At 46.3% G+C, this 1,010-nt stretch carries 1 protein-coding gene; it reads left to right on the top strand.

Annotated elements, in window-relative coordinates:
• Positions 1-63: 63 nt before the first annotated feature.
• Positions 64-981 carry a 1,4-dihydroxy-2-naphthoate polyprenyltransferase gene (locus R7P35_RS26510; protein ID WP_318093474.1) on the top strand — a complete coding sequence of 306 codons (918 nt, stop codon included), beginning with the start codon at positions 64-66 and terminating at the stop codon, positions 979-981.
• Positions 982-1,010 lie beyond the last annotated feature (29 nt).

Genomic DNA, 1,010 nt, shown 5'->3' with positions numbered 1-1,010 from the left:
TCAATAGCGTATCTGCCTCTTTGTGCTTATACTGGGCACATTGGTTACTAGCACGAAATTTCCATGAAACAATCTTTGCAGATCTGGCTTGAAGCCGCTCGCCCTAAAACATTGCCTCTCGCTCTGGTGTCTATTTTAACTGGTAGCGTACTTGCATACTCAGCCGGTCATTTCTCTTTGACCATCGCAATCATGGCCTTTGCTACGGCAACCTTATTGCAAATTCTATCGAACTTAGCCAACGACTATGGCGATGCAGTAAAAGGCACCGACAATGAAAACCGTTTAGGTCCACAGCGTGCGATGCAGACCGGTGCCGTTAGTGCCAAACAGATGAAACAGGCGATCATTTTCAATATCGTGCTTACCGCCATCTCAGGCTTGGTTTTGGTGTTTTACGCGCTGAGCTCGCCAGAAAGCATCATCACCTTCATCGGTTTGGGTATTCTTGCCATTATCGCGGCGATTGCTTACACGATGGGCAGTAAGCCCTACGGTTATGTCGGCTTAGGCGATATCTCCGTATTCCTGTTCTTTGGTCTGCTAGGCGTATCTGGTACATACTTTCTGCATACAGGGCATGTAGACACCACTCTATTCGTACCAGCTCTGGGCTGCGGTTTACTCGCGGTAGCGGTACTGAACATCAACCACATGCGTGATATCGAGAACGATCGCGAATGTGGAAAGCGCACGGTCGCCGTCCGTTTGGGTCAACACAAAGCCAAGCAGTACCACTTTATCTTACTTGGGGGTGCTATTTTAGCGTTTGCGGCTTACTTGTTAATTCAAGACAAACCTCTGTGGATTAGCCTACCCTTCTTATTGAGCGTTTATGTCGTCATTCATCACGGTAAAGCCGTTTGGGATACAGAAAAACCTGCACAAATCGCTCCAATGCTGCCAGTTATCGTAAAATGCTCATTAGTCACTAACGTTTTGTTTGCAACAATTGTGGTAGCTCAAACTCTAGTAAGTTAAAAAAGGATTGTCATTGCATTGACTTAATG

Origin of the sequence: Vibrio sp. Vb0304, assembly GCF_033338995.1 — a bacterium.
GTDB classification, from domain to species: Bacteria; Pseudomonadota; Gammaproteobacteria; order Enterobacterales; family Vibrionaceae; genus Vibrio; species Vibrio alginolyticus.
Note: the sequence above shows the minus strand (reverse complement) of the source record. Positions and strands in the feature narration are given on the sequence as shown.